The 7190-nt window shown below is 62.4% G+C and carries 6 protein-coding genes; 3 read left to right on the plus strand and 3 right to left on the minus strand.

Features of this window, described 5'->3' with window-relative positions; translation table 11 throughout:
* The 3 genes from AC07X6_RS28270 to AC07X6_RS28280 all read right to left on the minus strand — a co-directional run.
* Positions 1-797: sigma 54-interacting transcriptional regulator (locus AC07X6_RS28270; protein WP_494793183.1), on the minus strand; the 797-nt coding region annotated here is incomplete at its 3' end.
* Positions 798-809: 12 nt separating this feature from the next.
* Entirely contained in the window at positions 810-2861 is a 2052-nt protein-coding gene (prsK, locus tag AC07X6_RS28275; RefSeq protein WP_494793184.1) for an XrtA/PEP-CTERM system histidine kinase PrsK, read from the minus strand.
* Positions 2858-4246: a TIGR03013 family XrtA/PEP-CTERM system glycosyltransferase gene (locus AC07X6_RS28280; protein WP_230538105.1), complete on the minus strand. Its 1389-nt coding sequence runs from the start codon at positions 4244-4246 to the stop codon at positions 2858-2860. Before AC07X6_RS28280 ends, prsK begins: the two co-directional genes overlap by 4 nt.
* A 204-nt stretch (positions 4247-4450) precedes the next feature.
* On the opposite strand from AC07X6_RS28280, the gene nadB reads away from it, so the two are divergent.
* The 3 genes from nadB (at position 4451) to AC07X6_RS28295 (ending at position 7126) form a co-directional block, all read left to right on the plus strand.
* Positions 4451-6064 carry an L-aspartate oxidase gene (nadB, locus tag AC07X6_RS28285; protein WP_230538106.1) on the plus strand — a complete coding sequence of 538 codons (1614 nt, stop codon included), beginning with the start codon at positions 4451-4453 and terminating at the stop codon, positions 6062-6064.
* A 140-nt stretch (positions 6065-6204) separates the two neighbouring features.
* Positions 6205-6618, plus strand: coding sequence for a hypothetical protein (locus AC07X6_RS28290; protein ID WP_494793185.1), 414 nt, complete (start codon positions 6205-6207; stop codon positions 6616-6618).
* Positions 6619-6832: 214 nt separating this feature from the next.
* Positions 6833-7126 (plus strand): hypothetical protein, encoded by a 294-nt coding sequence (locus AC07X6_RS28295; protein ID WP_494793186.1) that lies wholly within the window; start codon positions 6833-6835, stop codon positions 7124-7126.
* Positions 7127-7190 lie beyond the last annotated feature (64 nt).

Below are 7190 nucleotides of genomic sequence, written 5' to 3' on the forward strand. Positions count from 1 at the left end.
ACCCGCTCCTGCAGGAAGCGCAGCAATTTCGCCTGCAGCGCCATCGGCATGTCGCCGATTTCATCGAGAAAGAAGGTGCCGCCGTGGGCCAGTTCGATCTTGCCCAGCGTCTGCCGCGCCGCGCCCGTAAACGCCCCCCGCTCATAGCCGAACAGCTCGCTTTCCAGCAGGTTTTCGGGAATCGCCGCACAATTGATGGCGACAAAACGCTGGGCATGGCGGCTCGACAGCGCGTGCAAGCCCCGCGCAATCAATTCCTTGCCGCTGCCCGAATCGCCCAGCAGCATCACGCTGGCCGACGACGGCGCCACCTTTTCCACGCTGCGGCACAGTTTCAGCATGCCGGGGTCGCGGCTGACGATGCCGGCCAGCGGCGAATCGGCCTGCGTCTGCAGCATGCGGCGGTTTTCCTGCTGCATCGCGTGCAGATAGAACGCGCGGGCGATGACCAGGCCCAGCATGTCGGCCTCGAACGGCTTCTGGTGGAAATCGTAGGCGCCCAGCGCGATGGCCTTCAAGGCATGCGCGCGCTCCTGGTTGCCCGACAGAATGATGACCTTCGTGTCCGGCGCCAGCGCGAGGATTTGCTGCAGCGTGGCCAGGCCTTCCGTGGCGCCGTCCGGGTCGGGCGGCAAGCCCAGGTCCATCGTCACGACGGCCGGCTGGTGGCGCCGCACCAGCGCCAGCGCCGTTTCGCGCTCGCCCGCCAGCAAGACGTCATAGCCGTCGAAACTCCAGTGCAGCTGCTTTTGCAGGCCGGGGTCGTCTTCGATGACCAGCAGTTTCTGTTTGCCCATGGCACTCCTTTGCTATGCCGCATGCAGCGGCAGGATCACGCGGAACGTCGTGCCCACTTGCGGTTCGCTGCGCACTTCCAGGCTGCCGCCCACTTCGCGCAGGTATTCGCGGCTTTCGAACACGCCGATGCCCATGCCCGCCGTCTTGGTCGTGTCGAACGGCTTGAACAGGCGCTCGCGGATGAACTGTTCACTCATGCCCTGCCCCGTATCGTCGAGCTCGATCACGGCCGTGCGCTGCTCGCGCCGCAGCCGCACGTCCACCGTGCCATCGCTGGCCGTCGCCTCGATGGCGTTCTGGATCAAGTGGCCCAGCACCCGTTCCAGCCGTGCGCGGTTGGCCAGCACCGTCAGTTCGCCATCGACGATGTCCAGCCGGGGCGCGGGCGCCAGGCTGGCCTTGGCCGCCACGGCCTGGCGCAGCAGGTTATCGAGCAGCAGCGGCGCCGGCGCTTCCGGCGCCTCGCCGCGCGCCAGTTTCTGCAGCAAGGTCTTCATTTTCTGCACGGAATGGTCCAAGGTACCCAGCATGTCTTCCTGGAAGGCGGGATTGGCGCGGTGCTTTTCCGCATTGCTCAATAGCAGCGACAATTGAAATACCAGGTTTTTCAGGTCGTGCACGATGAAGGTGGACATGCGGTTGAACGACTCGAACTGGCGCGACACCGTGAGCGTGTCGAGCGATTCGCGGTGCGCCAGGTAGCTGGCGGCCTGGCTGCCGGCGATTTTCAGCACGTCGCGGATTTCCCAGTTCAGGCCGATACGCGTGCGGGGCCGCGCCAGCGCCACCAAGGCGAACAGCTGGCCGTGCAGCATCAGCGGCACCAGCAGCCACACGTCGGGCAGCGCCAGCAGCGCGGGCGGCAGCAGCAAGCCGCCGTACTGGCGGGGATCGCGCTGGCAGTCGGGCACGTCGATCACCCATAATCGTTCCTCCAGGAACTGGCACAGGGGACTGGACGCCGGCTCGCTCCACATGCTGTGGGGCCAGTTCCAGCTCGCGGCCGGGGCAAACTGGCCAGGCTCGCGCAGTATCCACAGGGCGCCGGCGCGGCTTTCCACCAGTTGCGCCATGGCCTGTATCGTGCGTTCGCCCAGGGCGGGTCCGTCTTCCGACAAGGCGCGCGTAAAACGCAGCCATTCCTCGCGGTAATCGAAGATGGCATTGTAAAAATGTTTATTGATGGTCACCTTGAGCTTGGCCCGCAGGCTGCCGGAAAACAGCACGCCGGCCAGCAGCAGGGCCGCGCCGCCCAGGTAAGCCATCTGCATAAAGGAACCCCAGGTGCCGCCGAAATAGCGCAAATAGTAGGCGCTGGCCGCCATGGCCAGCAGATAGATGGCCGAACCGAGCAAGGCTGCCGAGCGGTACAGCATCTGGCGCGAGACGGACAAGCCCAGCGCCCAGCCCGGATTGCGCGCGGCCGACACGGCCAGCAGCGGCGCGCACAGGGCGTCGACGATGCCGCGCGCGGCCCAGATGTCGTCGTTGATCGCGAGAAACAGCAAGGCGTCGCTGTACAGATAAAAGTCGTAGGCGAACAGGCCGCCCACGCCCAGGCAGGCAAACTTGATGCCCCAGCGTTTCAGGGGCGGCGTGTTGCGGTACCACTGCTCCACCAGCAGCATGCCCAGCACGGCCAGCAGCAAACGGCTGACGCTGGCGATGATGCGCGCCGGCAAAGGCAGCGCCAGCAACCACGAGGCCAGCGCGGACAAGGCGGGTGCCAGCGCCGTGAGGACGATGCCCAGCAGCACCAGGCGCAAGCGGGGCCGCGACGGTTCGATCAGCAGCAGCACCAGCACCAGCCAGGCCAGGGTGCGCAGCAATTCGAGCGCATCGCCGGCCAGCGAAATGCGCTGCCCCAGCAGCACCAGCACCACCGTGCCCGTGGCCCAGCCGCCCGTCGCCAGGCACGCCACCAGCAAGGCGCGCACGTTCTGCCGCGCGCGCCAGTTGCTGATGAGCAGCAGCGCCAGCAGGAAGAAGGCCAGCGACGCCAGGCCATGGCTGAGCGCCGCCGCGTCGGCCGCCGCCAGCCAGTCCGACTGCGCCCGTATCATCGGCTGCCCTTGCCAAACAGCACGACCTGCACCGTGTCGAGCAAGATCAGCAAGTCGAGGAACAGGCTGTTATTCTTTACATAATACAGATCGTATTGCAGCTTCTTGACGGCATCGTCGACGGAGGCGCCATACTGGTAGCGCACCTGCGCCAGGCCCGTGATGCCCGGTTTGATGCTGTGACGAATGTTGTAGTACGGCACTTGCTGCTTCAGTTGCTCGACAAAGTAGGCGCGCTCGGGACGGGGGCCGACAAAACTCATCTCGCCGCGAAACACATTGAGCATCTGCGGCAGCTCGTCGATGCGCAGCTTGCGGATCAGCTTGCCCACGCGCGTGATGCGCGCATCGTCGGCCAGCGCCCAGATGGGCTTGCCGTCGCGCTCCGCATCGCAGCGCATGCTGCGAAATTTCAGCACATTGAAGGGCAAGCCGTCGCGCCCTACCCGCTCTTGCTGATAAAACACGGGGCCGCCGTCTTCCAGGCGGATGCACAGCGCCGTCACCAGCATCACGGGCAGCGCCGCCAGGCAGATGACGCCGCTGGCGGCCAGGTCGAACAGGCGCTTCGAGGCGGCGCGGAAAAAGCTCTGGTCGAAGCCGCCCCCATAGATCAGATAGCTCGGTTGCAAGGAATCGATGCGGATCTGGCATGCTTCGCGCTCGAAGAAGGTGGCCGCGTCGATGACCTTGACGCCGCCCAGCGCGCATTCCAGCAATTGCTTGGCAGGAAACGCGCCATTGCGCCGGTCGCTGACGGAGACGACGATTTCATGCGCCGCATGGCGCTGGGCCATGGCCAGCAGCGACGGTTCGGCCGGCAGCAAGGCCGAGGCCGGCACGCAGCGTTGTTCGCCCGCCACATCGATGCAGCCCACCACCGTGAACTGGTGGAAACCGATCTTGCTGGCCGCCAAGTCCATGCATTCGCGCGCCAGCGCCCCGCCGCCCACCAGGATCAGCCGGCCTTCCATCAGCGCCGATTGCGAGGATTTGAACACCACCAGGCGCGCCAGCAGCACGCCGATGGCGCCCAGGCCGAAGATCAGCACGCTGCCACGCCCGAAATGCAGGGACGGGACGAAGCGGATCAGCACGCTGAGCACGGCAAAACCCAGCGCAAACGACGGCAGGATGCGTAATAAAGTGTTGCGGATGTCTTCGCGCGAGCGGTGCTGGTACATGCCCAGCGCACTCATGCTCAGGACGATGACCAGCGCAAAGATCGCGGACGACAGGTAAATCTCGCCCACGCGCAGCACGCGGCTGCCGTCAACCAGCCACAGCAAGGACGTCAGGGTGGCCGACAGCAGCAGGATCAGGATTTCCAGCAACAGCAGGATAAACGCTGTTTTCGAGACATAATGGCTGAAGATGCGGATCATGGTTACCCCCTGCGGCAAAAAGCGTCACGCCGCGCACGGGGCGGCCTGCTGCTGTCTTGCCATGATGGCGAACTGTTCCGCGAAGACATTGATGCGCCACAAGCTACGGTCCCAGCTATCTTTCGCTTGCAGAATTTATCTCAACACATTACCGAATGAGGGGAAATGGCATATAGTATGCATCCCCTAAAAGAGATAAATGTCATGAAATTTGATGTAGCGATTGTCGGCAGTGGCCTGGCGGGTTTATCGGTTGCACTGCATTTAGCTGAGACGCGCACCGTCGCGATCATTTCCAAACGCGCGCTGCTCGACGGCGCCAGCAACTGGGCGCAGGGCGGGATCGCGGCCGTGCTGGACTCCGGCGACAGCCACCAGCAGCACATCGAAGACACCCTGATCGCGGGCGGCGGCCTGTGCGACGAGAGCGCCACGCGCTACATCGTCGAGCACGGCCGCGAAGCCATCGAATGGCTGATCGAGCAAGGCGTGCCGTTTACGCGCGACGCCTCGGCCGAGCTGGGTTTTCATTTGACACGCGAAGGCGGCCACAGCCAGCGCCGCATCATCCACGCGGCCGACGCCACGGGCCACGCCGTGCAAGTGACCCTGGAAGAAAAGGTGCGCGCCCACCCGAACATCAGCCTGTTCGAACACCATTGCGCCATCGACCTGATCACCTCCGACAAACTGGGCATGAAGCCGGCCCAGCGCAACGCCCAGCCCCATTGCCACGGCCTGTACGTGCAGGATGAGCAAACGGGCAAGGTGCACACCTTTGCCGCCGAGCACACCGTGCTGGCCACGGGCGGCGCCGGGAAAGTGTATTTATATACAACGAATCCCGACACGGCCAGCGGCGACGGCATCGCCATGGCCTGGCGCGCCGGGTGCCGCGTGTCGAACATGGAATTCATCCAGTTCCACCCGACATGCTTGTACCACCCGTATGCAAAATCGTTCCTGATCACCGAAGCCATCCGTGGTGAAGGCGGCTTGCTGAAACTGCCGCCCGAAGCGGGCGCAGCCGCCGGCACGCGCTTCATGCTGGCCCACGACGAGCGGGCCGAACTGGCGCCGCGCGACGTGGTGGCGCGCGCCATCGACTTCGAGATCAAGAAACGGGGCCTCGACTACGTGCACCTGGACATCAGCCACAAGCCGGCCGAATTCCTCATCGAACACTTCCCTACGATTTACGCGCGCTGCCTGGAACTGGGCATCGACATCACCAAGCAGCCGATTCCCATCGTGCCGGCCGCCCACTACACGTGCGGCGGCGTCGTGACGGATTTGTCCGGCCGCGCCGACCTGCCCGGCCTGTATGCGGTCGGCGAGACGGCCTGCACGGGTCTGCATGGCGCGAACCGCCTGGCGAGTAATTCCTTGCTGGAATGCATCGTCATCGGCCGCGCCTGCGCGCAGGATATCGAAAGCAAGGAAAAGCTGGGCACGCCCTACCTGCCCGACTGGGATGAAAGCCGCGTCACGGATGCGGATGAAGAGGTGGTGATTTCCCACAACTGGGACGAACTGCGCCGCTTCATGTGGAATTACGTGGGCATCGTGCGCACCACCAAGCGCCTGGAGCGGGCCCAGCACCGCATCGCCCTGCTGAAGGAAGAGATCGACGAGTACTACCGCAACTTCCGCATCACGCACGATTTACTGGAATTGCGCAACCTCGTCGACGTGGCCTCGATGATCGTCAACAGCGCCCTGTCCCGCCGTGAAAGCCGTGGCCTACACTTCAGCCGAGACTATCCGGAAACCTTGCCGAAGGCGATAGCCAGCGTGCTGACGCCGCCGCACAGGTAAGCCGCCAGGCCCTTCCACCATGGAACCCATGCAAGGTCCGGGGTCGTACCGAGGGTAGGACCCCGGTCTGTGCCTTGGGGGAACGCCATTTGCCACAGGCGGCCCCCCCGCTGCAGGCATCGCGCAATCACCGAAACGTCATGCAAATGTTGAATAAGAAACTTTTTGATGCGATTGCATCCGCGGTGGACCTGGATGACCCTGCAGAACAATCTTCAGCTCAGCGATTCATGATTGAGGCTATCGGAAGTGTGACTGAGCAATTGCCTGCGGTTGCCAGGTCAGCGGCAGCTGTGGCGAATCGATACATGACCGGTGCGGCGACGGCTGAGGAAGTCATCGCTGAGCGCGTACGCCTCTGGCGAGCAATTGAAGGACGAGACCAATCGGACGAGCCGGACGTTTTGAAAATAAGAACGGCCATCTGCGTCCTGCATCCCATGGATAGTGGCGCTACTGCCGAAACATTGGAGTATTTTTTTGCATTTTGGCGGCAAGCAGGCTTGCCCCAGTCTGAGCTTGAGGCCGCTGCTCGGAACAGGTATGGAGTTTGAGGTGGATTCAAGTGGCCTATCGTGTTGAAGAAGTCGAGCGGCAACAATTTCGGGAGGTCTCAGACCCCAAGCAGTCGGTGATCGTTCAACAGCGGCGGCTCTGGCCAGTCCAGGCTGGCAGAATTTCTATCTAAATATCAACGTACCCGCGTTTTTCAACACAATAGGCCAGAAGCAGTCATAAAATCTATTCACGGGAGTACCGATCCCGATCATGTACGAACAAATATTCAGAAATCTTCCCAGGAATCCTGATTGGCAAGGTTCATTCTATGAAAGGCTGACTGAATACGGTGATTGGAACATTGTCGAGTTCTGGAAACTGCACTGGGATTTGGTGGAAGCCGCACGTTCTGAAGCCCATCATGGGGCTGTCAACAGAGCACTAGCACTGGCTGTTGCAACCCTCTACGCGAAAGTCTCTAGTTTGATTTTGGCACATTACAACGTGAATGATATGTTCCTTATTAATAATTTGTCACCCGATCAGCTCTTAGTGACGGTTTAAAAACTTCATAGCAACTTTCAGGTCAAAGCATCTTTGATGTTTTGGAGTGATTGACGATGTGGAC

The organism is Janthinobacterium sp. GW460-12-1-14-LB5 (assembly GCF_059423585.1).